The organism is Pseudomonas sp. LBUM1657, assembly GCF_059716075.1.
In genome coordinates, this window is sequence record NZ_CP166799.1 from 2,949,365 (window position 1) to 2,974,569 (window position 25,205).

21 protein-coding genes are annotated in these 25,205 nt (G+C 60.5%); 7 read left to right on the top strand and 14 right to left on the bottom strand.

Annotated features, from left to right (window positions below; all coding sequences use genetic code 11):
* Positions 1-81: 81 nt before the first annotated feature.
* The 4 genes from ACA055_RS13635 to ACA055_RS13650 all read left to right on the top strand — a co-directional run bounded on the left by ACA055_RS13635 (position 82) and on the right by ACA055_RS13650 (position 1,179).
* Positions 82-261, top strand: coding sequence for a hypothetical protein (locus ACA055_RS13635; RefSeq protein WP_497684108.1), 180 nt, complete (start codon positions 82-84; stop codon positions 259-261).
* A 210-nt stretch (positions 262-471) separates the two neighbouring features.
* Positions 472-597, top strand: coding sequence for a hypothetical protein (locus tag ACA055_RS13640; protein ID WP_497684109.1), 126 nt, complete (start codon positions 472-474; stop codon positions 595-597).
* Between the two features lie 115 nt (positions 598-712).
* A complete protein-coding gene (locus tag ACA055_RS13645; RefSeq protein ID WP_497684110.1) occupies positions 713-925 on the top strand; it encodes a hypothetical protein in 213 nt (70 codons plus the stop codon).
* Entirely contained in the window at positions 922-1,179 is a 258-nt protein-coding gene (locus ACA055_RS13650) for a hypothetical protein (protein WP_497684111.1), read from the top strand. Before ACA055_RS13645 ends, ACA055_RS13650 begins: the two co-directional genes overlap by 4 nt.
* A gap of 22 nt (positions 1,180-1,201) precedes the next feature.
* Here the strand turns inward: ACA055_RS13650 and ACA055_RS13655 are convergent, their stop codons facing one another.
* The 10 genes from ACA055_RS13655 to ACA055_RS13700 form a co-directional block, all read right to left on the bottom strand.
* A complete protein-coding gene (locus ACA055_RS13655) occupies positions 1,202-1,798 on the bottom strand; it encodes a glutathione S-transferase (protein WP_497684112.1) in 597 nt (198 codons plus the stop codon).
* Positions 1,795-5,436, bottom strand: a complete 3,642-nt coding sequence (locus ACA055_RS13660; RefSeq protein ID WP_497684113.1) for an AAA family ATPase — start codon at positions 5,434-5,436, stop codon at positions 1,795-1,797. Before ACA055_RS13660 ends, ACA055_RS13655 begins: the two co-directional genes overlap by 4 nt.
* Entirely contained in the window at positions 5,433-6,677 is a 1,245-nt protein-coding gene (locus tag ACA055_RS13665) for an exonuclease SbcCD subunit D C-terminal domain-containing protein (RefSeq protein WP_497684114.1), read from the bottom strand. Before ACA055_RS13665 ends, ACA055_RS13660 begins: the two co-directional genes overlap by 4 nt.
* A gap of 261 nt (positions 6,678-6,938) precedes the next feature.
* Entirely contained in the window at positions 6,939-8,591 is a 1,653-nt protein-coding gene (locus ACA055_RS13670) for a BatD family protein (protein ID WP_497684115.1), read from the bottom strand.
* Complete coding sequence (locus ACA055_RS13675) at positions 8,588-10,327, bottom strand: vWA domain-containing protein (protein ID WP_497684116.1); 1,740 nt, start codon at positions 10,325-10,327, stop codon at positions 8,588-8,590. The genes ACA055_RS13670 and ACA055_RS13675 overlap by 4 nt, the downstream gene beginning before the upstream one ends.
* Complete coding sequence (locus ACA055_RS13680) at positions 10,324-11,403, bottom strand: vWA domain-containing protein (RefSeq protein ID WP_497684117.1); 1,080 nt, start codon at positions 11,401-11,403, stop codon at positions 10,324-10,326. Before ACA055_RS13680 ends, ACA055_RS13675 begins: the two co-directional genes overlap by 4 nt.
* Positions 11,396-11,890, bottom strand: a complete 495-nt coding sequence (locus ACA055_RS13685; RefSeq protein WP_497684118.1) for a DUF4381 domain-containing protein — start codon at positions 11,888-11,890, stop codon at positions 11,396-11,398. The genes ACA055_RS13680 and ACA055_RS13685 overlap by 8 nt, the downstream gene beginning before the upstream one ends.
* Positions 11,887-12,831, bottom strand: a complete 945-nt coding sequence (locus ACA055_RS13690) for a DUF58 domain-containing protein (RefSeq protein ID WP_497684119.1) — start codon at positions 12,829-12,831, stop codon at positions 11,887-11,889. Before ACA055_RS13690 ends, ACA055_RS13685 begins: the two co-directional genes overlap by 4 nt.
* Positions 12,832-12,836: 5 nt before the next feature.
* Positions 12,837-13,796, bottom strand: coding sequence for an AAA family ATPase (locus tag ACA055_RS13695; RefSeq protein WP_008150800.1), 960 nt, complete (start codon positions 13,794-13,796; stop codon positions 12,837-12,839).
* A 282-nt stretch (positions 13,797-14,078) separates the two neighbouring features.
* Positions 14,079-14,432, bottom strand: a complete 354-nt coding sequence (locus ACA055_RS13700; protein ID WP_497684120.1) for a hypothetical protein — start codon at positions 14,430-14,432, stop codon at positions 14,079-14,081.
* A 504-nt stretch (positions 14,433-14,936) separates the two neighbouring features.
* Here ACA055_RS13700 and ACA055_RS13705 point away from each other — a divergent pair.
* The gene (locus tag ACA055_RS13705; RefSeq protein WP_497684121.1) at positions 14,937-19,844 is read left to right on the top strand and encodes an NAD-glutamate dehydrogenase; all 4,908 of its coding nucleotides are present in this window, start codon (positions 14,937-14,939) and stop codon (positions 19,842-19,844) included.
* A 161-nt stretch (positions 19,845-20,005) separates the two neighbouring features.
* Here ACA055_RS13705 and ACA055_RS13710 read toward each other — a convergent pair whose 3' ends face one another.
* From ACA055_RS13710 to pdxR, 4 genes are all read right to left on the bottom strand, one after another.
* Positions 20,006-20,716, bottom strand: a complete 711-nt coding sequence (locus tag ACA055_RS13710; protein WP_497684122.1) for an ATPase — start codon at positions 20,714-20,716, stop codon at positions 20,006-20,008.
* A gap of 228 nt (positions 20,717-20,944) precedes the next feature.
* On the bottom strand, positions 20,945-21,364 hold the full coding sequence (locus ACA055_RS13715; RefSeq protein WP_497684123.1) for a cupin domain-containing protein: 420 nt from the start codon (positions 21,362-21,364) through the stop codon (positions 20,945-20,947).
* Between the two features lie 188 nt (positions 21,365-21,552).
* Complete coding sequence (locus tag ACA055_RS13720) at positions 21,553-21,843, bottom strand: antibiotic biosynthesis monooxygenase family protein (RefSeq protein ID WP_497684124.1); 291 nt, start codon at positions 21,841-21,843, stop codon at positions 21,553-21,555.
* A 123-nt stretch (positions 21,844-21,966) separates the two neighbouring features.
* Positions 21,967-23,400, bottom strand: a complete 1,434-nt coding sequence (gene pdxR, locus ACA055_RS13725) for a MocR-like pyridoxine biosynthesis transcription factor PdxR (RefSeq protein WP_497684125.1) — start codon at positions 23,398-23,400, stop codon at positions 21,967-21,969.
* 205 nt (positions 23,401-23,605) lie between these two features.
* Here pdxR and ACA055_RS13730 point away from each other — a divergent pair, with 205 nt between their 5' ends.
* Both ACA055_RS13730 and ACA055_RS13735 read left to right on the top strand, forming a co-directional pair.
* Entirely contained in the window at positions 23,606-24,046 is a 441-nt protein-coding gene (locus ACA055_RS13730; protein WP_497684126.1) for a carboxymuconolactone decarboxylase family protein, read from the top strand.
* Positions 24,047-24,133: 87 nt separating this feature from the next.
* Positions 24,134-25,105 carry a LysR substrate-binding domain-containing protein gene (locus ACA055_RS13735; RefSeq protein ID WP_497684127.1) on the top strand — a complete coding sequence of 324 codons (972 nt, stop codon included), beginning with the start codon at positions 24,134-24,136 and terminating at the stop codon, positions 25,103-25,105.
* Positions 25,106-25,205: the final 100 nt, after the last annotated feature.

The window sequence follows — 25,205 nt, forward strand, 5'->3', positions numbered from 1 at the left end:
TCAAGGCGTCAACCTCGAAGGTTAAGTTTGCTCCACGGCCCCACCGGGCAAGCAAGCCAACTGACTTCGAGGAACACCTGCATGAACTTCAATCTCTTCTCCGTCATCGCCGCATCTGCTATCTCGGCCACCGTTGCACTGCCTGCCAGCGCCAACGTTGAAATCAGCGAGAAAAAATCCCACAACCAGAGCTACACCCAAAAATACCTGCAACAGAGCGCCAACTTCTACGCGGCTCTGGATCACAAAAGCCAACACTGAAATTCAAGCCCTGCACCCTTTATGCAGGAGCGAAGTCACTTGCGCGAATCGAGCTGAAGAGCTTTGGAAAGCATGAGTGATGTCGCTCCTGCATAACGCATTTCCGACAGCATCATATTGCTATCAAGGTAGTGCTTGATATCACATGGCCATGAGTTTAGATTTGCCGCTGATGTATTGACTCCTTCTCTAATAAAAAGGATCGACAGCATGGCGATGCGTCTGGCCGTGGCTCTTCTGTTTCTCTATTCGACCCCGATTCTATCGGCTGCACCGCCCATTCCCGGTGAGCCGGATGTCGCTCACGAACGCTTGATTAGTTTTATCAAAGGCTGAAATAGACTGGCTTAATGATCAACGAAGCTGATGGTTACTATGGATAAGCCTGAGTGGTTATCCCCGCTTCTTTGATCGATTCTGTGGGCATCGAAACATGCCTACGGAGAACATCATGGCCAGCACAATCCTCACTTCTGCCAAACGCGGCGCCTACGTGGCGATCGGTCTTTACCTGGCCCTGGTGCTGGTTGTGAGCCTTTCGCCGCAGTCGCAACAAACCTACGAAACACCGATTCAAGTCGCACATCCTGGTATCCAGTTTGAACACCGCGCGCAACAGGCGATGGTCGATCAGGCTGATCTCGCAGGAGTCGGCGGAGCATGAAAGGTCGTAGACTTTGGGTCATCGCCTTCCTGGCGTTCATGACCAACGGAGCCTCCTTGTTGGGGATCGGGCAGGGCTCGGCGGGATCGGTGGCCCGGGCCATCGAGGCAAATCACAACATCGCTCGCAACATTGATACCGCCAAGGCCTTGGCCCTGCTGGCCGGCAATCCGCCGTTGAGAACCTCGGTTGAATTCTTCGGGCCATTTCACGTGGATTGCTCGGCGTTGGGGATGTGTGCGGTGTTGGCCTGAGCCTCGCTCCTACAGAACGCGGTTATTTTTGCATCACGCCGGTAAATAGCTCCGACGCCAGAAACCGCTGCAACCAGGCTTGCAACCGCAGAAAAGGCGTCTGTCCGAACCACTCGCGATCCACATGGGCAAACTGCCGCACGAACGGCATCAGCGCCACATCCGCCAGGCTTGGATGCTCGGCGAGCAAATAGTCCCGCCCCTCCAGCAACTCATCGAGCTTGCGCAAAAACACCTCGCCCTCGGCGCGGTAAAACGCCATCGGCTGCTCGGGATAACGCTCGGCGTATTTGTAGTGATTCAGATGCACCTTGAACACCTGATCGTTCTCTTCGATCAGTTCAGCGATGCGTTGTTGCCCAACCGGATCATCCTTCAGCAGCCAATCCTGCGGATCGTTCTGCGCCAGGGCCCAGCGCATGATCGCCAGGCTTTCATCGATCACCTGACCCTCGACGCTCAGCACCGGCACCGTGCCTTTGCTCGACAGCGCGAGCATCTCGGCAGGCTTGGCCTTCAGGCTGACTTCGACGATCTGCACCGCCACGCTTGAATAGCGCAAGGCCATGCGTGCCCGCATGGCGTACGGGCAGCGACGGAAGGAATACAGCGTGGTCATTTCACCTCCAGAGTACTCAGACCGTTGCCCTGACGGCGGACCTGAATCTGCACCGGAATCCGTTCGTGCATTTCCTGAACATGGGAAATCACCGCGACCTTGCGACCCTGGGCCTGCAAGCCGTCAAGCGCGTCCATGGCCAGTTGCAGGGATTCCGGATCGAGACTGCCGAAGCCTTCGTCGATGAACAGCGATTCAATTTTCAGCGTACTCGAAGCCATCGATGCCAGGCCGAGCGCCAGGGCCAGCGACACCAGGAACGTCTCGCCGCCGGACAGCGAGTGCACCGAACGCAGTTCGTCGCCCATCTCGGTGTCCATCACCAGCAACCCCAGCATGCTGCCGCCACGTTTCAAGCGATAGCGCCGTACCAGTTGCCGCAACTGGACGTTGGCGTGGTGCACCAGCAAATCGAGGTTGTAGGCCTGGGCGATCTTGCGGAAGGTGTCGCCGGTGGCCGAGCCGATCAACGCATTCAAGCGCGCCCAGCGCTGGTACTCGGTGTAGGCGTCGGCGATCTGCTGCGCCAAAGCCTGGTTGGCATTTTGTCGACGCTGATCCTCGGCTTGTTCGGCACGCAGCTCAGCGCAGCGGTGTTCGCTGGCGTTGAACAGGGTTTGCAGCTCGGCCAGTGCCGTAGCCAGTTGCTCGGCGTCGAGATTGCCGTTGTGCTGCGCCTGATGATTAACCAAGCGCTGATCCCGCTCCTGCAGCAAAACCTTGGCCTGTTCGATGGCTTTTTCGCTTTGCTGCCATTGCTGACGCAGTGCGCTGACCTGTTGGTCGTCGACACTCAGCAATTCCTCCAGGCCACCGTCGTCCAGCTCTGGATGCAACGCACGCCAGTCGGCGATCTTGCTGCTCAACTCGCGATCTTCGGCTTCCAGCGCTTGTGAGCGTTCTTGCTGCGCCTTCAATTCTGCCGCCAGTTGCACCAATCGTGTGCGGACCGTTTGCAGTTCCTGATTGGCCGTCGCCTCGGCATTGCGCGCCTGTTCGACGGCTTGATCCAGTTGCTGCTGCCACTGCTCGGCGCTGCTGTGTACACCAAGCAATTGCGTCAGTTTCTGCTGGCAAGCGTGTTGCTGCTCGGCAAGGGCGGTGAACTGCTGCTGGGCGGTTTGCAGCTGCTGGGCGCGCGTCTGCTGGCGGTCTTGCTCTTTTTCCAGCGTTTGCTGACGTTGTTGCTGTTCGCTGAGTTCATCGCGCTGCTGGTCGAGTTGCTCCAGACGCTGGGCGATTTGCCGGTCGAGTTGCATGAAGGTGGCGGCGGGTTCGTGGCGCAACGCTTGCAGCGTGTCGGCCGGGAGCAGGGTGCTGAACGCCGTCAACTCTTCGTCCAGGCGCTGGCGATCACTGCTCAATTCACGTTGCTGGTTGGCCAGATGCTGGGTCGCTTGCTGACTCGCCGCTTCGGCGCTGCGCAGTTGCTGGGCAAGCCGCGCAGCGTCCTGTTGCAGGGTGAGCAGGGCGGTTTGCCGTTGTTCGTCCTGGGCGATGCTCTGGTTCAACTGGCTGTTTTGTTGCGTCAGCCAGGCATCGCGTTTGGTCGCGTCCTGGGCCAGCAACTGCACCGACAGCGGGTGCGCATCGAGGCTTGGCGTCAGGCCCTGTTGCTGCATGGCCAGTTGTTCCTGCTGTTGCAGGAGTTCTTTTTGCTGGGCAATCAAGCCACCGACTTCAGCCCGCAGGTCGGTGAGTTTTTCCTTGAGCAGATCAACGGCTTTCTGGGCGTTGGCCTGTTCGCTTTCATCATGCCGACCGAGGCTTTGCAGCAGCGCTTCGGGCTGATGATAGGGATGATCCGGGCTGCCACAGACCGGGCACGGTTGATCGTCCTGCAATTGCTCGCGCAGTTCTTCGACACTGGCGCTGCGAGCCAGGCGCTGACGCTCCAGTAACTCGCGGGTGACGGTCAGGGTCTGTTCGGCGACGGTCAGTTCGTTCCTGGTTTTCACACCGTCCTGGGTCAGGCGGTCGCGCTCTTGCTGGGCCGCCAGTTGACGCTGCTGGAGTTCGGCGGCGCGTTTGTCCAGGTCCTGCTGACTGGCCCACAGCCGCGTCAACTCTTCGAAGGCCCGCAGTTGCTTGCGGTTGTCTTGCAACAGGCTGCCGAGAATCTGGATCTGCTCGGCCACCGCTTCGGGTTCGGCGCCGGCTTCTTTGTAAAGGACTTCCAGTTGCTGCTTTTGTGCGGCCAGTTCCTCGCCGGCTTTGGAGGCACTGTGTTCCAGTGCGGCCAGTTCGGCCTGGCCTTTATTCAGGCGATTGCCGACCAGCATCAGTTGTTGCAGGCGATCGCGGTAGGCGTTCCAGGCGTCACTCAACGGTGCCAGATGGGTGCTCTGCTCAAGCTCACCGGCAATCCGCTGCAACCGCTCGGCAACTTGCTTTTGTTGGTCGAGCAAACCTTGAATCGTGCTTTGACCCTGGGTGCAGGCCAGTTCCGCTTGCTGCTTGAGGTCGGCACTGAGCCCGGCCTCTTTAACGAGGCGGGCGAGGGTGCTTTGCTCTTCAAAAGCCTGACGCAACAGCGGTGCGCTGGTGGCGTGTTGGCTCTGGGCTTCGGTCAGTGCAGTGTGGGCACTGTTGACGCTGTGTTCGAGTTGAGCCTGGCGCGCATGCAGTTCTTGTTGCTGCTGAATGTGCTGCTGAATCTGCGCGGCCAGCGGAGTGAGCCGGGCGGTCAGTTCAGTCTTGCGGGCGAACTGGTGCCGTTGCGGTGCCAGGTGCTCAAGCCTTGTCAGCTTCAAACGCTCGCCGGCCAGACCGTCCCAATGCTGTTGCGCGCTGTGAAGTTGTTCGGTTGCGCTCTGTTGCTCGTCCTGCAACTGACGCAGATCCTTGAGCCAGGTGTGTTGCAGCTCCAGTTGCTTGAGCTGCGCCTGCTGGGTCTTGAGTTGTTGCTGCGCCTCGTTGAAGCGCTCATCCAGTTCGGCCCTGGCTTCGGGTGACAGCGGCGTGACCCCGGTGGCCTGATCCTGCAACAGCTTGTGAGCTTCGCGCGCTTCTTTGGTCTTGTCGAAAGCGCGGCGGCCGAGGCGGGTGTAGAGCGCCGTGTCCGTGAGTTTTTCCAGCAGTTCGCTGCGTTCGTTGTCGTTGGCCTTGAGGAAGGCACTGAATTCGCTCTGGGCAAGCAGCACGGCGCGGGTGAACTGCTCGAAGTTCAGGCCCAGTACGGATTCGAGCTGGACTTTGAAATCGACTTTCTGACTGGCCAGCAGTTGATCCTGATCGATGTCGCGCAAACTCTGACGGCTGGCTTGCAGCTTGCCGCCGGCTTTCTCCCGGGCGCGATTGGCTTCCCAGCGAGCGCGGTAGCGACGGCCGTCGATGCCCACGAAATCCACTTCGGCGTACCCTTCACCTGTGCCGCGACGCAGCAGCGTGCGGGGGTCGCCCGTGCCGATTTCACCGTCGGCGTCCGGCGCTTTGGCCGAGACCTGAGCATTGCTCAGCCGCGGCACGGCGCCGAACAACGCCAGGCAAAGGGCGTCGAGCAAGGTGCTTTTACCGGCGCCGGTCGGCCCGGTGATGGCGAACAAGCCGGCGCTGGCCAGCGGTTCGGCAGTGAAGTCGATTTCAAATGGCCCGGCCAATGAGGCGAGGTTTTTCAGGCGGATCGCGAGGATCTTCATGGTTGTTCGCTCTCCATCTGCACATCCTGCAACAGCTCGGCAAAGTCCTTGAGGGTTTGCTCATCGACCTCGCTGCCGTAACTGTCCTGCCAGGCGCGGCTGAACAGTTCCTGGGGCGTAAGCTGATCCAGTTCGATCAGCGTGATGCCGTCATCGCCGCCCTCGCGACTGCCATTGCCAGCGTATTCGGCGGCGATTCGCACCAGCCGCACGGCCTTGCCTTGCAGGGCAGTTTCCACCTGGTGACGCAAGTCGGGCTGCGGCTCGTCGAGGCGCACCCGGACTTCCAGCCAGGGTTGGCGTTGAAGGTCGGCGAGCAGATCGATGTTTGGCAGGTCCGCCAATTGCAAGAGGATTTCCGCCAGCGGCGCCGGGCCGATGCGTTGCAGGTTGACGGCGCGGGGAATCAGCTTCGGTTCGACGCTGACCAGGGTTTCGCCATCGAGTGTGATGTCGAGAACCTGATGTTGATAGCCGATTTCCGAGAACGACAACGGAATCGGCGAGCCGCTGTAGCGGATGCGTTCCTCACCGTTGACCTTCTGCGGCTTGTGCAAATGACCGAGGGCCACATAGCTGATGCTCGGCCCGAACAGGCTGGCAGGCAGGGCCTCAGCGTTGCCGATGATCAGGCTGCGCTCGGAGTCTTCGGACACCGAACCGCCGGCCATGTGCGCGTGGCTGATGGCGATCAGCGCCTGGCCGGGCTTGCGCTTGGCGTTGGCGGCTTCGATCAGCCATTCGTGAACCTGACCGATACCGCGCAGGTAGTTGTCGCCCAAATGCGCACCGGTCACTTCCGCTGGCCGCAGGAACGGCAGCGCCAGGCACCAGCCGGCAATGTCGCCGCTTGCATCCGGCAACGGCAGCAACAGACGGTCGGCGTCCAGTTGGCCATCATCGAGCCACAGCACCCGGCCCAACGCATGGGTGCGCAGTCGGCGCATCAACGGCGCGGGCAGTTCGATGCGCGAACCGGAGTCGTGGTTGCCGGCAATCATCACGATGGTCAGCAATGGCTGCTGTTCATGGGCGCTGACGATGAAATCGTAGAGGCGTTCCTGGGCTTTGACCGGCGGGTTCACCGTGTCGAAGATATCGCCGGCGACCAGCAGCACATCGGGCTGGTCCAGCTTCAGCTGACGCAGCAACCAATCGAGAAAGCAGGCGTGCTCGAAATCGCGTTCCTGGCCGTGCAGGTTTTGCCCAAGGTGCCAGTCGGAGGTGTGAAACAGACGCAAGGCAAACTCCGTAGGAAATAAGGTAATGGCCGCGAGGAAATTGATAGCGGCGAAAAGGAAGTGAGTTTACTGGCAAACGCGTTCGAGGTGGTCAGGCGCCGAAACTGTGGCAGCCCCGAGTTACGGAAATACTCGATTGACGGTGGCAGCGGGCTTACTCGCGAAAGCGGTGGTTCAATCGCTGAAGATGCGCCGAATGTACCGGCCTCTTCGCGAGCAAGCCCGCTCCCACAGGTTCTGTTGCTTGACTGACTCGGAGAATTATTTGGGGTAGAGCGGCGGCAATCCGCTGTCACCCACCGGGTCCTGAACCCGCTCGGCAATAGGTATCGCCTTGATCGCCCGCCACAGGTCTTCACCTTGCCAATGCTGGCCGGTTTCACTGTAGAGCGCGCCGTTCAAGCCATCCAGCGCGTCGGACAGCGGTACGAAGCGGGCGGCCATGTCAGCCAGGGTTTCCGGTTGTTGCCGGGCCCAGGCATCGAGGGCCTGGCGGGTAGCGTGTGAATCATTCGCCTGGCACGCGCGCTTGAGGTCGTCGAGCACGGTGCGCGGGCTCGGGCCTGCCTGCGCGACACGCAGGATTGCCGGTTGCCAACGGGCGCGCCACCAGAGACCGAAGCCTAGCAGGGTGGTGCAGGCCAGGATCAGGGTGCTGAGTTTCCACCACCAAAGGGTTTCGCTGTCGGCACCGGAAATAACCTGTGGTGTGCCCGCCGGGGTGTCGACCATCAGGCCCGGATTGTTCGCCACTTGCAGGGTTCGAGCCGGCAGGCTGCTGTGTTCCAGATGGTCCTCGAAGGTGTTCCACCAGACCACTTCCACCGCCGGCAACTCGATTGCGCCGCTGCGCGTGGGCACCAGCGCTTCACGGTCTTCGCGACTGCCGACCAGGCCGCGCTCGCTGGTCTGGTTGCCCAATACCGGTTGATCCGGATAGCGCCGCAGGCCGTTGACGTCGGTGCCAGGCAGCGGCGGCAGTTGTGAGCTGGCCAGGCCTTCGGCCTTCATGATCAGGCTGCGGGTCAGCGAATCGCCGACCTGAGCGTGATCGGGTTCCGGATTCCAGCTTTCGCTCAGGCTGAGGCTGCGGGCCGGCAGCCACGGTACGTCGGCCGGGTAGCTGGACGGCTTGGCTTTGACTGACAGTGGGAGCGCGGCGGAACTGACGCGCATCAGCCTGCCGGATTTCGGCACTTGCGAGGTGGCCTCCTGAGGCGGTTTTGCGTCTACCAGCGCGGCGTTGAAGATCTGCGCCGGGATCATCAGTTCGCCACTCTGCTGCGGGTAGATCGCATAGCGCATCTCGATCACACCGTGGCGCAGGCCATTGATGTCCTTCTCGTAGGTGCGTGCCTCGCCCAATTGTTCGATGCGCACGTCGGGGATCTGCAAGGGCGGCAGGCTGCTGTCGTCGTACAGCGAAACCGAATGGTAGATGCGCAAGGTCAGGATCGCCTGGGCCTGCACGTAGACGCTGGTTTGATCGAGGCTGGCATCGATGAACACCGCCGCGCCGGTGTTCGCGTCGTCGCGGTTTTCGCTCTCGACCACTTGCACAGTGATTGGCTGGCTCTGCACGTCACCCAGTTGCAGGGGAGGGATCACCACGCTGCCGTTCTGTCGGGGTAGCAGGGTGATGATCCAGCGAGTGGTGGCGCGACTGTCGCCGTTCAGAGTGGTCAGCTGGTTGACCTGCCGGGTGCCGCGGACTTCGAACAACGGCTCCAGCGCCGCCAGGTCAGGCTTGCCGAACTGCGTCACGTCGCTGGACTCCAGCGTCAGTTCGACCGTTTCGCCGGAGTTCAGGCGGCTGCGATCCACGCTGGCGAGCAGCCCCGCGGCCTGGACCTGAACGGTGCCGAGCAAAAGGGCGGGCAGCAGCGCGAGCAAGTAGGCGGTGAAGCGGGTCATCGAGTTTTTTCCTGATTCTGATGTTGTTGCTGTTCGTACCAGAATTTGCGTCTGAGCAATTCACCCGGATCATCCGGAATCTTGCGTAGCCACTGCTCCAGCGCCTGGCGCTGTTCGCCATCGATGCTGTCGCTGGCTTGGCGCAAGGGCGGCGTGGTGCTTTGTTCATCCCCTAACTCGCTGCCCGGGACCTCATTGCTGCCAGGTTTCGGTGGCGTCGTGGGCGGCTGTTCGGTGTCCGATGCAGCCTGCTGGGCGTCGGTTTTCGGCTCGCCGTCGTTTGACGGTTGAGAAGCGGCGCCGGGTGGCGGTTCTTGCGTGGAGGCCTGGTTTTCGCCGTTTTCGGATTTGTCCGGCTCAACGGGGGGCGGTGTGGCTTTCTGCTTGATCAGATTTTCCACCAACGCCTTGTTGGTCAGCGCGGGGCGCAAATCCGGCTGCCGTTCCAGCGCCTGTTCGTAAGCATCCAGCGCAGCTTCCAACTCTCCGCTTTTGGCCAGGGCGTTGCCTCGATTGTAGTGGGCGTGTGCGTCGTTGCCTTCGGCAAACCGCTGGGCGGCGCCACTGTAGTCGCCGGCTTCATAGAGCGCCACACCCTGCCATTGTCGATTGTCGAAATGCTGCGCGGCCTCGGCCGGGCGCTTCTGCTTGAGCAAATGCAAACCCCGCTGATCGGGTCGCAGCCACAAATCTTCGAAATCGAAGGCATAGCTTGGTTGCGGCAGCAAAAACAACAGCGGCAGGCAGAACAGCCAGCCGCGACGCCCGGCGCAGGCCGCCAGCAATAACAGCGGCAACAACAGCCAGTAACCCTGATCGGCCCACGTGTCCAGACGCAGCGTCTGACCGTCGTTGCGCAAGTTGCGCGGGCCATCGAGCAAGCCGAGGGCGCGCAGGTCGGTATCATCCAGGCGGGCATGGCGATAACGCCCATCCAGGTCGCTGGCAAAGGCTTTCAGGCCGGGTTCGTCCAGATGCGGCACCAGAATTGCACCTTGGTCGTCCTTGAGAAAACTGCCGTCCTCCTGAGTGATCGGCGCCCCTTCGACGGTGCCAATGCCGAGCATCAGAAATTGCGTCGATTTGCCGTTCAGTGCCTGGCGAATGCCTTGGCGTTCCTGTTCGGTCAGCGTCGAACCGATCAGCAGGATCCGCCCGTCGCCCAGAGCGCCCTGATCCAGCAGGGCAAGGGCCTTGGTCACCGCCAGATCGGCGCGATGGCCGGCTTCGGGCATCAGCGACGGTTTGAGCGCGTCCAGCAGATTGCGACTGGTGGAGAGGTCATCCGACAGCGGCACCAGGGTGTGAGCGCTGCCGCTGTAAACGACGATTGCAGTCTGGGCGTCGCTGCGGTTTTGCAGCAGGTCGAACAGCTTGCGCCGGGCTTGTTCGAGCCGGTTGGGCGTCACATCGGTGGCGAGCATTTCCGGGGTCAGCTCCAGGACCACCACCAGCGGGTCGGCGGGTTTCTGGCTGGTTTGCTCGACACGCTCCCAGCTCGGCCCGATCAGCGCCAGAATGGTCAGCACCCAGGCCACACCGAGGGCCACCCACGGCAGCTTGCTGTCGCGACCGCTGCCACCACTGAGCAACGCCCGATGGAAGGCCGGCGGCAGAATCATCTGCCAACGCCCGGCACGTTTCTGCCGATGCCAGAGTTGCCAGAGCAGCCAGCCGAGCAACGGCAACAGCAGCAGCCACCAGGGGCGAAAAAAGAACGGCCAGAGCGCACTCATCGACGCCTCCGCAGGCGCAGGCGTTTCAGCCGCTGGCGCCAATCGGGTAATGGCGATTGCAAGAACAGATCCTTGGTAAACAAACGCTGCAAGGGGTTATCCGGCCAGCGCTCGCGGATCACCAGCAGCATGCTCAACAGCAGCGCCATCGCCAAAGGCCAGTGATACAACGCTTGAGCCGGGCGGGCCTGGGTCGGTTGCTGGGTCACGGGCTCCAGTTGATCGAGGGTGTCCTTGATGGTTTGCAGCTCTTTTGCGTCGCGGGCGCGGAAGTATTGGCCGCCCGTAGCTTCGGCAATGGCCTGCAAGGAGGGCTCGTCGAGATCCAGGCTTGGATTGACGCCGAGAAAACTCAGGGTGCCGGTTTGCTCCGGATCGGCGCCGATGCCGATGGGGTAGATTTTCACGCCTTCTATGGCGGCCAGTCGAGCGGCCGTGAGCGGTGCGATTTCTCCACCATTGTTGGCGCCGTCAGTGACCAGAATCAGCACGCGGCTTTGGGCCGGACGCATGCGTAGACGTTTAAGGGCCAAGCCGATGGCATCGCCAATGGCGGTGTTCTTGCCGGCGATGCCGATCCGCGCTTCGTCGAGCCACACGCGCACGGTGTGTCGATCAAACGTCAGCGGCGCTTGCAGGTACGCCTGGCTGCCGAACAGGATCAGGCCGACCCGATCACCGTCGCGATGTTCGAGAAAATCACCGAGCAAATGCTTGACCAGTGAAAGCCGACTGATTTCTTCGTCCTGCCACTGCATGTCGGGAAAATCCATGGACCCCGACACGTCAACCGCCACCAGTAAATCCCGGCCACTGGCGGCAATCGGCAACGGTTCGCCGAGCCATTGCGGGCGCGCGGTGGCGATCAGCAACAACAGCCACAGCAGCATGAACGGTGCTTGCTGGCGCCAGGCCGGCAGGTTCGCCCGGGCGCGGCGCCGTGCCAGGCCTTCGAGGTCGCTGAGGAAGCTGACCTTGAGCGCTGGCTCGCCGCTGTCGGCAACAGGCAGCACCAGGCGCATCAGCCAGGGCAGCGGCAGCAGGGCGAAGATCCACGGCCAGGCGAACTCAAACATGTTTGCGAATCCAGGTGTCGACAGCTTGGGTCAGGCCGGCGATGGCCTTGTCGTCGAGCTTGCATTCGGGTTTGTAGGCGCCTTCGACCAGCACCATCCAGCGGGTCAGGCCCGCCGCCGGGCAGCGGTTGTCGAGAAACGCCAGCCATTTGCGCCCGTTGAGCGTATGGCTCTGGCTATAAGGGTAGTGGTTGCGGCACAGGCGCTTGAGCAAACCATTGAGTTGCTGCAGCCAGGCACCCGCGGGGGCGCCGTCGTAGGGTTTGGGCATCAGCGCCAATTCCGCGAGGGCGGCGATGCGCACCGGGTCCAGCGGTTGTTCGGCGCGGACGATGGGACGTTTGCTCGGAAGGAAGCGCCGCAACTGCCACAGGCCGAAACCGATCAGCGGCAAGAGCAACAGCAATAACCACCAGCCCGGCGCCGGTGGCCAAAACTCGATCGGCGGCGGCGAAATCAGCGGTTGCAGTTGATCGAGGCTGCTCATCGACCTTTCCCTGGCTTCTGTGGGTTCAGGTACTCGCGCAGCTGCTCGACCATTTCACTTTGGGTGCTCAAGGGCATGAGCAATACTCGCAGTTTCTGCGCCAGCAATTCCCAGCGGGCGATGCGCGCGTCAGCCAGGGCACGGTAGGTTTGCCGCAAGTCGTAATTGAGCGTGTCCAGTTCCAGTTGCGCGCCGCGTTCAGCAAATCGAAGCAGGCCAGCGGCGGGCAGGGCGTGATCGAGTGGGTCGGAGACTGGCAACAGCAACAGATCACAATGGCGCGACAACAGGCTCAGCTGTTGTTCGGCACCTTCGGTCAAGGCGCGCTCGTCGCAGATCACGATCACCAGGCTGCCAGGGCGCAGCACTTCCCGGGCGCGGCGCAGGGCAATGTTGAAGGCGTCGCGGTCCGCCTCGTTTTCGGTGTGCAGCGACTGATTGACCCGCACCAGCCGGTTGAGCAATTGCAGAAGGCTCTGTTTACTGCGTCGCGGCTTGATCTCGTAGTGCTCGTTGTCGCCGAACACCAGCCCGCCGACCCGATCGTTATGGCCGAGCGCCGCCCAGCCGATCAGGCTCGCGGCCTGGGCGGCTAGCACCGACTTGAACATCAGCCCGGAACCGAAAAACAGCCGACGGCTTTGCTCGACCATGATGAAAATCGGCCGCTCGCGTTCTTCGTGGAACAGTTTGGTGTGGGGTTCCTGGGTGCGGGCGGTGACGCGCCAGTCGATGCTTCGCACGTCGTCACCGGCCTGATACACCCGCACCTGATCGAAATCCACGCCACGGCCGCGCAGCTTGGAATGGTGCAGGCCGATCAGCGGGCTGCGCTGGCTCGGCGTAGAGAACAATTGCACTTCACGCACGCGATGGCGCATCTCGATCAGCTCGGCGAGGCTGACGCGGATGCCCGGCTCGGGCGGCAGGATGGCGTTCATCGGGGTCAAGCGACGGCTACGACGTCGAGAATCCGCTGGACCACCCGGTCCTGGTCGATGCCAGCGGCTTCGGCTTCAAAGGAAAGAATGATGCGATGGCGCAACACGTCGAACAGCACGGCCTGGATATCTTCCGGGCTGACGAAGTCGCGGCCGGCCAGCCAGGCGTGGGCGCGGGCACAACGGTCCAGGGCAATCGAACCGCGAGGGCTGGCGCCATAAGCGATCCACTCGGCCATCTCCGGGTCGAACTTGGCCGGGGTGCGCGTGGCCATGACCAGTTGCACCAGGTATTCCTCCACGGCGTCGGCCATGTACAGACCAAGGATTTCCTTGCGCGCGGCGAAGATTGCTTGCTGGCTGACCCGGCGTTCCGGTTTGGTTTCGCCGTTCAGGGCTTCGCCACGGGCCTGTTGCAGGATGCGGCGTTCGACAGCGGCGTCCGGGAAGCCGATTTTCACGTGCATCAGGAAGCGGTCGAGCTGGGCTTCGGGCAACGGGTACGTGCCTTCCTGCTCGATGGGGTTTTGTGTGGCCATCACCAAAAACAGCGGCGACAACTCGTAAGTGCTGCGCCCGACGCTGACCTGACGCTCGCCCATGGCTTCGAGCAGAGCCGACTGCACCTTGGCCGGGGCGCGGTTGATTTCGTCCGCCAGCACCAGGTTGTGGAAGATCGGGCCTTGCTGGAACACGAAACTGCCGGTTTCCGGGCGATAGATTTCCGTGCCGGTGATGTCGGCGGGCAGCAGGTCGGGGGTGAACTGGATGCGATGGAACTGTGCTTCGATGCCTTCGGCGAGTTCTTTGATGGCCTTGGTCTTGGCCAGACCGGGAGCGCCCTCGACGAGCATGTGGCCATCGGCAAGCAAGGCGATGAGCAAGCGCTCGATGAGTTTTTCCTGGCCGAGAATCTGCGTTGAAAGAAAGGTTCGCAGCGCTAGCAGCGCTTCACGATGTTCCATCGATGACTGTTCCTGGAAAGGGTGACCGAAGACGTTCGAATAACGCCAGGGCTGGGGGCGTTACTTTAATCCATCGCGGGGGGTGGCGACTAACGGCATTTTGCGCAAAGTGCGGGAATTGATTGGCGATATTGTTGGAAGTTTGTACAGATCGAAGGTTCGCGTCGTCCTTTCCGGCCTCTTCGCGAGCAAGCCCGCTCCCACAGGTGACCGGGCTCACTCAGAAGAATGCAATCCAATGTGGGAGCGGGCTTGCTCGCGAAAGGGCCCGCTCAGACACCTTCAGAGCTCGCTGACGTAAGTGCCGGTCCCTTTAAGAATGTTCCGCAACGTCTCTTCCACTTCAGCCAGGTCGCTCGCATCAGTGCTGTGAATGATTTCCAGCGAATCATCACCATTGAGTGCATCGGCGTCCGCCGCGGCGATTTCGATCAGCAGGCGGGTAGGGCTCAGCGTGACTTTCACACCGTCCAGCGTCGACGGTTCGCCGTCGAGGGTGATTTCCAGCTCGTCCTCGTCCGGGTAGCGGGTCATCAGGAACATATCGCCCTGTTCGCTGTGGCAGCAGAGCATGGCCATGTTGTCTTCTTCGTCGTCGCACGGGTTGACGATCAAGAGGGGGGTGGTCATTTGCATGGGAAAATCCTGGCTCGGCGAGCGTTGTGAAGACGAACAAAGGGCGATTCTGCCAGCCCCGGGGAATTTCTGCTTGGCTGAGTGTCAGAGGATGTGTCGTGAGCATCGAGGGTGTTACCGGTCATTTCTGGTACGCAAGTGCCGTAAATACGGGCATAAAGCAGCCAATTTCCCGAGCGGCTGCTAGTGTTGTTCGATGCACATGCCGCGGACTGCGTACCGATGACCGAATATGTCGCAGCACCGCAAGCACGGGGCTTGCCGCACTGGTTAAGCTGCGCATCGAATGGATACCTGTAAAGACATTGTGCAATCGATCGCAGAGTCGTTTTTGCAGATGCCCATTCATGGAAGGTGAATGTGACCTGAGTGTCTCGTCCAGCTTCACCCACCTGTCACCCTGTTTCCTCTGCCCGAGAATCAGGAACAGGGTGACGGATCGCCCCGAAAGGGGTTTTGCACGCGACGCTTCCATCAATAACAAGCCCAAGCGGAGTACCACAGATGGCGTTCTTCACCGCAGCCAGCAAAGCCGACTTCCAGCACCAACTGCAAGCGGCACTGGCGCAGCACATCAGTGAACAGGCACTGCCACAAGTGGCGCTGTTCGCTGAACAATTCTTCGGCATCATTTCCCTGGACGAGCTGACCCAGCGTCGGTTGTCCGACCTCGCCGGCTGCACCCTTTCTGCGTGGCGCCTGCTTGAGCGCTTCGATCACGCGCAACCGCAAGTGCGCGTCTACAACCCCGATTACGAACGTCACGGCTGGCAGTCGACCCACACCGCGATCGAAGTCCTGCACCACGACCTGCCATTCCTGGTGGATTCGGTGCGTACCGAGCTGAACCGCCGCGGCTACAGCATCCATACCCTGCAAACCACTGTGCTGAGCGTGCGTCGCGGCAGCAAGGGCGAGCTGCTGGAAATCCTGCCTAAAGGCACCCAGGGCGACGATATTCAGCAAGAATCGCTGATGTACCTGGAAATCGACCGTTGCGCCAACACGGCCGAAATGACTGTCCTGAGCAAAGAGCTGGAACAGGTTCTCGGCGAAGTCCGCGTCGCGGTCGCCGATTTCGAACCGATGAAAGCCAAGGTCCAGGAAATCCTGACCAGCCTGGACAACAGCCAGTTTGCTGTCGATCCGGAAGAAAAAGGCGAAATCAAAAGCTTCCTCGAATGGCTGGTGGGCAACCACTTCACCTTCCTGGGCTATGAAGAATTCGTGGTTCGCGATGAAGTCGACGGCGGCCACATCGTTTATGACCAGGACTCTTTCCTCGGCCTGACCAAACTGCTGCGTACCGGCCTGACCTACGATGACCTGCGCATCGAAGACTACGCCGTGAACTACCTGCGTGAACCGACCCTGCTGTCGTTCGCCAAGGCCGCGCATCCAAGCCGTGTACACCGTCCAGCTTATCCGGATTACGTGTCGATCCGTGAAATCGACGCCGACGGCAACGTCATCAAGGAATGCCGTTTCATGGGCCTGTACACCTCGTCGGTGTACGGCGAGAGCGTGCGGGTCATCCCGTACATCCGTCGCAAGGTCGAAGAAATCGAACGCCGTTCCGGCTTCCAGCCCAAGGCTCACTTGGGCAAGGAACTGGCGCAGGTGGTCGAAGTGCTGCCGCGTGACGATCTGTTCCAGACCCCGGTGGACGAGCTGTTCAGCACCGTGATGTCGATCGTGCAGATCCAGGAACGCAACAAGATCCGCGTATTCCTGCGCAAAGACCCGTACGGCCGTTTCTGCTACTGCCTGGCCTATGTGCCGCGTGACATCTACTCCACCGAAGTGCGCCAGAAGATCCAGCAAGTGCTGATGGATCGCCTGAAAGCCTCGGATTGCGAGTTCTGGACCTTCTTCTCCGAGTCCGTGCTGGCCCGCGTGCAACTGATTCTGCGCGTCGATCCGAAGAACCGCCTGGACATCGACCCGGTTCTGCTGGAAAAAGAAGTGGTGCAGGCCTGCCGCAGCTGGCAGGACGATTATGCAAGCCTGGTCGTCGAAAGCTTCGGCGAAGCCCACGGCACCAACGTGCTGGCCGACTTCCCGAAAGGCTTCCCGGCCGGTTACCGCGAGCGTTTCGCAGCCCACTCGGCTGTGGTCGACATGCAACACTTGCTGAGCCTGAACGAAAAAAATCCGCTGGTGATGAGCTTCTATCAGCCGCTGGCTCAGGTTTCCGGTCAGCGCATGCTGCACTGCAAGCTGTATCACGCCGATACCCCGCTGGCACTGTCCGACGTGCTGCCGATCCTGGAAAACCTCGGCCTGCGCGTGCTGGGTGAGTTCCCGTATCGCCTGCGTCACAACAGCGGTCGCGAGTTCTGGATTCACGACTTCGCGTTCACCGCGGCTGAAGGCCTGGAACTCGACATCCAGCAACTCAACGACACCTTGCAGGACGCTTTCGTCCACATTGTGCGTGGCGATGCCGAGAACGATGCGTTCAACCGTCTGGTGCTGACCGCCGGCCTGCCATGGCGCGACGTGGCGCTGCTGCGTGCTTACGCCCGCTACATGAAGCAGATTCGCCTGGGCTTCGACCTGGGTTACATCGCCAGCACCCTGAACAACCACACTGACATCGCTCGCGAGTTGACCCGGTTGTTCAAAACCCGTTTCTACCTGGCGCGCAAGCTGACCAGTGACGATCTGGAAGACAAGCAACAACGTCTGGAACACGCGATTCTGAGCGCACTGGACGACGTCCAGGTGTTGAACGAAGACCGCATCCTGCGTCGCTACCTGGACCTGATCAAGGCCACCCTGCGGACCAACTTCTACCAGACCGACGCTAACGGTCAGAACAAGTCCTACTTCAGCTTCAAGTTCAACCCGCACCAGATTCCAGAGCTGCCCAAGCCAGTACCGAAGTTCGAAATCTTCGTTTACTCGCCGCGCGTCGAAGGCGTGCACCTGCGCTTCGGCAACGTGGCGCGTGGTGGCCTGCGCTGGTCCGACCGTGAAGAAGACTTCCGTACCGAAGTCCTGGGCCTGGTAAAAGCCCAGCAAGTGAAGAACTCGGTCATCGTGCCGGTCGGCGCCAAGGGCGGCTTCCTGCCGCGTCGCTTGCCACTGGGCGGCAGCCGTGACGAGATCGCGGCCGAGGGCATCGCTTGCTACCGCATCTTCATCTCGGGTCTGCTGGACATCACCGACAACCTGAAAGACGGCTCCCTGGTGCCGCCGGCCAACGTCGTGCGTCATGACGACGATGACCCGTACCTGGTAGTGGCCGCGGACAAGGGCACTGCGACCTTCTCCGACATCGCCAACGGCATCGCCATCGACTACGGCTTCTGGCTGGGTGACGCGTTTGCGTCCGGTGGTTCGGCTGGTTACGACCACAAGAAAATGGGCATCACCGCCAAAGGCGCGTGGGTTGGCGTACAACGTCACTTCCGCGAACGCGGCATCAATGTCCAGGAAGACAGCATCACCGTGGTGGGCGTCGGCGACATGGCCGGTGACGTGTTCGGTAACGGTTTGTTGATGTCCGACAAACTGCAACTGGTCGCAGCGTTCAACCACCTGCACATCTTCATCGACCCGAACCCGGAGCCTGCCAACAGCTTCGCCGAGCGTCAGCGCCTGTTCGACCTGCCGCGTTCGGCCTGGTCGGATTACGACACCAGCATCATGTCCGAAGGCGGCGGGATCTTCTCCCGTAGCGCGAAAAGCATCGCGATTTCCCCGCAGATGAAAGAGCGCTTCGACATCCAGGCCGACAAGCTGACCCCGACCGAACTGCTCAATGCCTTGCTCAAGGCGCCGGTGGATCTGTTGTGGAACGGCGGTATCGGTACTTACGTCAAAGCCAGCACCGAAAGCCACGCCGATGTCGGCGACAAGGCCAACGATGCGCTGCGCGTGAACGGTAACGAGCTGCGCTGCAAAGTCGTGGGCGAGGGCGGTAACCTGGGCATGACCCAACTGGGTCGCGTCGAATTCGGCCTCAATGGCGGCGGTTCCAACACCGACTTCATCGACAACGCCGGTGGCGTGGACTGCTCCGACCACGAAGTGAACATCAAGATCCTGCTGAACGAAGTGGTTCATGCCGGTGACATGACCGAGAAGCAACGTAACCAGTTGCTCGGCAGCATGACCGACGAAGTCGGCAACCTGGTGCTCGGCAACAACTACAAGCAGACTCAGGCCCTGTCCCTGGCGGCCCGCCGTGCTTTCGTGCGGATCGCCGAATACAAGCGTCTGATGAACGATCTGGAAGGCCGCGGCAAGCTGGATCGTGCTATCGAGTTCCTGCCGGGTGAAGATGCGATCAACGAGCGCATCGCGGAAGGCCATGGCCTGACTCGTGCCGAGTTGTCGGTGTTGATCTCGTACAGCAAGATCGACCTCAAGGAAGCGCTGCTCAACTCCCTGGTGCCGGACGACGACTACCTGACCCGCGACATGGAAACCGCTTTCCCGCCGACCCTGGTGAGCAAGTTCTCCGAAGCCATGCGCCGTCACCGTCTGAAGCGAGAAATCGTCAGCACCCAGATCGCCAACGATCTGGTCAACCACATGGGCATCACCTTCGTTCAACGACTCAAAGAGTCGACCGGCATGAGCCCGGCGAACGTGGCCGGTGCTTACGTGATCGTGCGTGACATTTTCCATCTCCCGCACTGGTTCCGTCAGATTGAAGCCCTGGATTACCAGGTTTCCGCCGACGTCCAGTTGGAGCTGATGGATGAGTTGATGCGTCTGGGCCGTCGCGCTACGCGCTGGTTCCTGCGCAGCCGTCGCAACGAGCAGAATGCTGCCCGTGACGTCGCGCACTTCGGTCCGCACCTGGCAGCGCTGGGCCTCAAGCTCGACGAACTGCTGGAAGGTCCGACCCGCGAAGGCTGGCAAACCCGTTATCAGGCTTACGTCGCCGCTGGCGTTCCTGAGTTGCTGGCGCGCATGGTTGCAGGCACTACCCACCTGTACACCTTGCTGCCGATCATCGAAGCGTCGGATGTGACCGGCCAGAACGCAGCCGATGTGGCCAAGGCCTACTTCGCCGTGGGCAGCGCGCTGGACATCACCTGGTACCTGCAACAGATCAGCGCTCTGCCGGTTGAAAACAATTGGCAGGCCCTGGCCCGTGAAGCGTTCCGCGATGACGTCGACTGGCAGCAACGTGCGATCACCATCTCGGTCCTGCAAATGGGCGACGGCACCCAGGACGTGGAAACACGCCTGGAGGTGTGGATGGAGCAGCACGAAGGCATGATCGAACGCTGGCGCGCAATGCTGGTGGAAATCCGTGCCGCCAGCGGTACTGACTACGCCATGTATGCAGTTGCCAACCGCGAACTGCTGGATCTGGCGCTGAGTGGGCAAACGGTGTTGCCTGCGACTGCTACGGCGACCGTCAGTTCCGAGCTGGAACCGGCTGCCTGATCAGGCGTTGAATGAAAAAACCCCGCATTGAGAGATGCGGGGTTTTTTTTGGTCTGGAGGTTTTGTGGCGTCGGGTCGGGCCCCTTCGCGAGCAGGCTCGCTCCCACATTGACCGCGTACATCCTGTGGGAGCGAGCCTGCTCGCGAAGAGGCCATTGATATCAATACAACTTCCAGCCAGTATTATTATCAATCATCGACACTTTATCTGTCGGCCTGGTCAATAAATTACTGAGCGACTGGTCAAACTTTTGCAGTGCTCTAACTTGCACGTTCTGTTGTTCGTTAATGTCCGCTACTATCTCTTCGCTGCGTTTATAGTCCGCCCATAACGGGCTGAGCGCTTTCGCATCATGTCCTTGTGCGGTGCCGATGTAATTGAAGTTCGAATCATAGAAGTGCGCACTGACATCCGCCTCGATGTTTGAACTGCGCGACGTCATCAATTGACTGCGAGCGTCGACAATAGCGACTACATCCGGTTTCGCCGCCCGCAGGCTTTGCATGTCCGGATACACCGTCACCGAGCCGAACTGGCGTTGCAAGGATGCCTTGACCCAGTCCACTGCAAGGTCGGGTTTGGAGGTGGCCACGTAAGCATCGTGAATCGACTGCGCCAGCAGGCTCTGGCCGAAACCGGTGCCGGCGTTGGCCTGGTAATGCTGCAGGTAAGCGCGATTGGCCAGGGTGTTTTTGCTGTAGACAATGCCCAGCGAGACATCGCTGCCATTGGCAATGCTTGTGGTACTGCTGCGGCCAACGGGTTGAGTGAAGATGCCGTCCAATGAAGACACCGCTTTCGGCGCGGTGGGCACCGAGCAGCCCGTTAACAGAACAGTGATCGACAACGTACTGATAAGCGCAAGTTTCATGGTGTTTCTCCAGTGAAACAACTTCAGTCGGAAAGTTAAGTGGCCGGAAGTGTCCGGCGGTTGTTTCAGACTAAACCTGTCTCTGCTGAATGAAATAGCCAATATTCGGGGTTATCAGGTGACCAATAGTTTTGTTTGGTTTAACCATTGTCGGTTAATTGCCCAGAGACATAAAAAGGCCCGAGTCGCGCATTCGGGCATTTTTACTTATGGTTGGCGTAACAGCGATCAGTCTTTCAACGGGACCAATACTTCTTCATCGGGCGCCAACACCATAAACACCAAGAGTTTGGCGGGTTTGGTGGCACTGGCGTTTTTCGAAACCAGATGCTCCGACCCGGCCGGCTCATACCAATATTCACCGGCCTTATAGGTCTTCGGCTGCTCACCTTTGACCTGAGAAATAATTTCACCGGAAAGAACGTAAGCCATGGCCGTCCCATCGTGCCGGTGGGCGATGGACGATTGGCCGGGTTTGTAATCGACTTCAATCATCAACGCCTTTTTGCCTGGTGCGTTTTTCAGCATCTGGTCCTGCAACACCGTTACTTTTTCCGAAGGGCCGGCGGTTTCGTGCGCGAATGCCGTGGCTGAAACGGTGAGGGCGAGGGCGGCGAGGGGAGCAGCAACGAAGTGTAAGACTTTCATGGTTATCACCTGCTGTGGTTGGTCGTCTGGGACCACGATAAGTCCCGACCAAAGGCAAGCAAACAGCCAATTTTATGGAAGGCAAGGTGACCAATGATGAGCGTTGATAAAGAAGGTCGCAGCCTCCAGCCACACCTGCAGGGGTACCCATTGCCCTGTAGGTGTGGCCGAAGACTGCGACCTAACTGCTAGACGATAGGAAAGCTGTTGAAGTCGACGGCGTTGGCCAGTCGGCTGTCGATCAGGCCGATGAAGCCTTGTACTTCGGGGCAGTTGAAATGCATCTGCATGGCCGCTTCCGATTGCCAGCGCGCGCTGACAGTCCAGCGGTTGTCGTCCTCGGGGCAGCGGTCGACCATATAGGAATCGCAGCCCGGAAGTTCGCGCAGGGTTTCGACAATTTTTTGCAGCTGCTTGCCCAGTTCTTCCGAGCGGCCTGCGGCGGCCTGCACCTGTACGGTATTGATCACTTCGGACATTGCTCACACTCCTGAATCAGGCCGGACGAATCCTGCTCATTGAGGGATAACGCTTATGCAGGATAGGCCTGCACTCCCGGACCACCAATAGCCAATCCCCGGATAAAATCGCAGACCAATCCCTCAGGCAACGTGTTGCAAAATGTCTCGCAATCGGTCCAGGGCGGTATCGATATCCAGGGTTTCGATGGCGCCAAACCCCAGGAAAAACCCGGCCCGCGGGGGTTGCTGGTAGAAAAAGCTGTCGATGGGGTAAAGCCCGACTTCGACCTTTTTTGCCAGTTCGATCACCAATGGAATATCCATAGACACTTTGCACATAACCACCATGTGGAAACCGGCCGTGGTGGGCACCGCCTCAAGCCACGCTGAAAGGTCGCCCGCCATGCGCGCCAGGATCCGCTCACGGCGCCCGGCGTAGATCGTATGGCAGCGCCGGATGTGCTTGAGCAGGCAGCCTTCGGCGATGAACTTGGCCAGCGCCCATTGCGGCAGGGTCGAGGTGTGCAGGTCGGTAAGCTGTTTGGCACGGATCACCGCTTCGAGAATCGCTGGCGGCAGGATCGCATAACCCAGCCGTAGCTCCGGCAGCAGGGTCTTGGAGAAGGTCCCGACGTAGGCGACGATCCCGCGTTCGTCCATGCTTTGCAGCGAATCAGTAGGACGGCCTTCGTAGCGGAATTCGCTGTCGTAATCGTCTTCGATGATGATCGCGCCCAACTCATGGGCCCTGGCGAGCAGCGCAACACGACGCTCCTGACTCATGGGCATGCCCAGCGGGAACTGGTGGGACGGCGTGACGTATATCAGCCGTGTGCCATCGGGGATCTTGTCCACCTGAATGCCCTCGGCATCCACCGGCACGCCGACCACCGTGGCCCCGTGGGTGCCGAACAACAAACGCGCTGGCGGGTAGCCGGGATCTTCCATGGCGACAAGGCTGCCGGGGCGTGTCATGACCCGGGAAATCAGGTCCAGCGCCTGTTGCGCACCGTTGCACACCACCACGTCTTCATCCTGGCAATTGACCCCGCGAGAAAACGCGATATGCCGGGCGATTGCATTACGCAGCGCTGGCAGACCTTCCGGCAGGCTGTAGAAACCCTTGGAACCGGCGATCTGGCGCAAGGCGTGGGAGGTGCAGCGCCGCCAGTCATCTTGCGGAAACTGGCCTTTGCTGGTGGCACCGCCGATGAAGTCGTAGCGCAACGAACCTTCCAGCGTCGGGTGGCGCAAAAACACCGGCAAATTGCACCAGGATTCGATGACTTCGGAACTCGCCAGCTCAGAACGGCTTTGCTTGCGAGTGGCTTTCGCTACCCGTGCATTGACGTAGGTGCCTTTGCCAATCACCCCGGTGAGGTAATTCTCGTAGGTCAGTTGCGCGTAGGTGTCGGAAATGGTTTTGCGCGAGATGCCCAGTTGCTCAGCCAGCAAACGACTGGGAGGCAGTTGCGTTCCGGCTGCCAGACGGCCGGATTCGATGGCGCTGCGCAGTTGATTGTACAACTGGCCCGCCAGGTCCTTGCGGCCGTTGATGACAACATGAAGTTCCATACCGGCGAGGCTCCTGGGACGGTTGAGGCGCGTGTGCGTGGCGCCAGATTACCCGCATGAACGGCTGCGCAGTAGTTGCGTGGGCGAAAAACCGGCGATTGGTCTGGTCTGGGGTGGTCCACGATTATTTCGCAAAATTGGATCTGTAACGCCAGCGCATCAACGCCTACATTCAAGAGCACCCATCTGAATCAGAGACGCCTCCATGAATGCTCGCCTGGATTACTACAACGCATCGCCCAAAGCGATGAAAGCGATGATCGCCATGGAGGCGTTGACCAGCAACCTGAGTATCGAGCCGGCCTTGCTGCACTTGATCAAGATCCGCGCCTCGCAACTCAACGGCTGCGCGTTCTGCACCGATATGCACTCGGTGGATGCGCGCCGGCTCGGCGAGACCGATCGGCGCCTGTATTCGATCGTGGTCTGGCGCGACAGCGGCTTCTTCAACCCTCGGGAGCGAGCGGCGCTGGCCTGGACCGAAGCGGTCACCTTGCTCTCGGAAAGCCACGTGCCGGACGACGTCTACGCACAAGCCCGGGAGCAGTTCAATGAAGGCGAGATGGTTGACCTGACTATCGCCGTCACCACCATCAACAGCTGGAATCGCCTGGCGGTGAGCTTTCGACAGACGCCCAGCACCTGAGGCGGTTTTTTGCCCCGGCTGTCACATCAGTTTCATATGCGGTGCGCAGGATGAAGTTTCCAGTGATAGATCGACAGGGAGTCATCCATGGAAACTTCAAGCGGCCAGTCTATTGCCGCGTATCGCGCGCGCATCGAGACCTCCACTTCCTTGCGCACGCTGGCGGCGGGGCTCGATCCGTTACTGGCGCAGTCTTTTACGGTCAGCGCCCGCTGCGGCTGCTTTATGCAGGCAGCCCGTAGCCTCAACATCAAGGCGACCCAACTGCGCAAACAATTGGCGCAACTTGAAGCGCAGCTGCAGTGTTCGTTGTTCAGCCACTCCGACAATGGTTTTGCGCTCAGCCGTGCCGGCTTGCAGCTGCAGTCACAGTTGATTGCCCTGGCCCACGAGCGTGATTTGCCAGTGATCGAACAGCCGTTGATTCGCCTGGCCGTCGCCGAATCGATCCTGCATGACATTCTCGGTCGCGATCTGGTGGCGTTGCTGCGGCGCAATGCCCGCGTGCGTCTGGACATCATCACCCTGGACAGCGAACTGGCCCTGCAAGCGATCAGTGCCGATGTGGTGGTGTGGCTGACCAGCGCTGATTCGCCGATGCCAGGCCCGAGTTTTGCTGTCAGCGAGCCCCGGCGCCTGGCGCGACTCAACTATTTGCCGCACATCGCCAAGCGCTATTCCCGGGTCGCGTCGCGCCCGGACAGCCTGGATGACCTGGCCGATTTCCTGTTGGTGCAATGGCAGCACGACCGTCAGGTCGACAGTTTTCGGCCGTGGAATACCCTGGTGGACCAGCGTCTGGCCGGGGTGGTGCAGTCGCATTCCTATGAGTTGATGATCGAGATGATTCGTTGCAGTGCCTGCATCGGGTTGCTGCCCGGCTACATGAGCCGCTTCGATCGCGGCCTGATCGCGTTGCCGGGGCTGTTCAACCCGGCGATGCAGCGCCAGGTGTGGATGGCGGTCAATACACAGTCGGAGGCGGACGCGCAGGTGCAGATGATCGTAGAGCTGATCCAGAACACCTTCAATGAGCGCCGGGAATGGTTCGAAGGCTGACCCCTATCCAACTGTGGGCGCGGGCTTGCTCGCGAAAGCGTCGGCACATCCAGCATCGATGTGACTGAAGGACCGCCTTTGCGAGCCAGCCCGCTCCCAC